This window comes from Variovorax sp. 01T439_2, assembly GCF_056398445.1.
In genome coordinates, this window is record NZ_JBFTPJ010001036.1 from 1 (window position 1) to 1,968 (window position 1,968).

The window sequence follows — 1,968 nt, forward strand, 5'->3', positions numbered from 1 at the left end:
CCTGAAGGCCGCGGTAATGAAATCTGTCCAGAAGCGGTACCGTACCCGTCCGGATCATCCGTGGGCAAAGCTTCCGGAATACGCGGTGTTCAGGCATCAAGACAACGGCAGGTGGTATGCGCTGTTCACGACCGTACAGCGGAAGAAGCTTGGGCTCTCGAGCGACGGCACTGTTGACATTGTGAACGTCAAGAGCAGGCCGGAAATTGTGGGATCCCTCAGGATGAAGGACGGGATCCTTCCGGCCTACCACATGAACAAGGAGCACTGGCTCTCGGTGCTTTTGGATAGAACGGTGCCAGAGAAGCTAGTGTTGGAATTGATCTCCGACAGCTTCGAGCTCACATCGGGCGCATGAGGTCTGGCAACCTGCCGGATGATGACCGGTCATCGGCTTCGATCAAGCTGCCGCACCCCGGCAGCGCAGGAAGGTCGCCGAAGACCAGGGGCGGCTCTGCCTCCGCCTGGTATGGCTCAATCGATGTGGGCTCCGGATAGCCTCACGATTTCGGACCACTTTTCAATCTCGGCCTTGCTGAACTGCGCGAGCTGTCGCTCGTCCATCAGTGGAACCTCGAGGCCCAACGCGACCAACTTGGCTCTGGTCCCTTCGGTCATGGCAGCTTTCGAGACAGCGTCCCGCAACTTTGCAAGTACAGCAGGAGCGGTCTTCGCAGGAGCGTAGAGCATCATCCATGCCATCAGGTCGAAATTCTCCACGCCTTGCTCCTGGATTGTTGGGACGTCCGGAGCAATCGAGGTTCGCTGCGCAGTTGAAGCGCCGAGTGCTCGCAACTTGTTCGCGCGGATGTGAGGAAGTGCCGCCACAGGGTGGTAGAACATGAAGTCCACTTGGCCCGCGATCACGTCGTTTAACGCTGTTGCGCCCTCCTTGTAGGGCACATGTACCATGTCGCCGCCAAGGCGAGTCTTGAGCAGCTCGCCAGCCAGGTGCCCTGAAGTGCCGTTGCCCGCAGAGGCGAAGCTGAGGCTCTTCCCGCCTGATGCAGCGTTGCGCAGGTCCTTCAGTGTCTTGTAGGGCGAGTTGGCCGACACGATAAGCAGCGTAGGGGTAGAGCCGGCAAAGCCGATGGGCGCGAAGTCCTTGAGCGCGTTGGTGGTGGGCTTGCGGTAGAGCGTAGGGTTGATCGCATGTGTTCCGACGGTGCCGAGCAGGATGGTGTATCCATCTGCGGAATCCCTGGCAACCATATCCACGCCAATGTTGCCACCAGCGCCAGCCTTGTTTTCAACGACGACCGGCTGGCCCATCTGTCGAGCGATGCTCTCCCCGAAGACGCGTCCCACGATATCCGCGGTCGTGCCCGCGCCGAATGGCACCACGAGTTTGATGGGGCGGATGGGGTAATCCTGCGCGACGGCTTGATGCGCGAGGCCCCAAACGGCGGCGGCGGTCAGGAGTGTTCGACGAGAGAGCATGGCAAATCCTTTGGGTTTAACTACCTCAAAGCCGGATACTGGCCCGTGCAAACCTATCCGACAGGCTATGTTAAGTAGCCTTGTTGCCTCATGCAATATTGGGGCCAACCCGATGACGTGGCCCATTGAGCACGAGCGACGAGGAGTGTCGAGGTGCCCCGTCCTTGTGCGATCTGGTATCTCTTAATGCCGTCGCCCTCTAATCCCATTCAGCAAGAGATGTAGATGGGCACCCGCGGTAGGCAGGCCACCATGGCCTCCAGGGACCGAGGACGCCGGGCCAGCGCCCAAGCCGCGGAGAGGCGCCAGCATTGATGAATGCGGAAGGCTTAAAGATCGGATGGGGAAGAGCTTCCGCAGCCCTGATCGCAGCGGCCAGGTCGGCGCCCATCTGCTGGCGGTGCCGCCGGCCGCGGCGAGGAACCAGCCCGACCCGGCAGGCTGTCAGAGCTTCGCGCCCACGTAGAACATCAAAATTGACAAGGCGCTCTCGCGCTCTTCGATGCTCAACTGACTGACGAAATAGTC

The 1,968-nt window shown here is 60.3% G+C and carries 2 protein-coding genes; one reads left to right on the forward strand and one right to left on the reverse strand.

What is annotated here, in order from left to right; genetic code table 11:
• Positions 1–358: MmcQ/YjbR family DNA-binding protein (locus AC1DOC_RS31505; RefSeq protein ID WP_478131319.1), on the forward strand; the 358-nt coding region annotated here is incomplete at its 5' end.
• A gap of 116 nt (positions 359–474) precedes the next feature.
• On the opposite strand, the gene AC1DOC_RS31510 is transcribed toward AC1DOC_RS31505, so the two are convergent.
• The gene (locus AC1DOC_RS31510) at positions 475–1,440 is read right to left on the reverse strand and encodes a Bug family tripartite tricarboxylate transporter substrate binding protein (RefSeq protein ID WP_478083239.1); all 966 of its coding nucleotides are present in this window, start codon (positions 1,438–1,440) and stop codon (positions 475–477) included.
• Between the last annotated feature and the right edge of the window lie 528 nt (positions 1,441–1,968).

Excerpts from the sequence above, each read along its gene's own strand:
- AC1DOC_RS31510 (WP_478083239.1), bottom strand. The coding sequence starts at position 1,440 with ATGCTCTCTCGTCGAACACTCCTGACCGCCGCCGCCGTTTGGGGCCTC.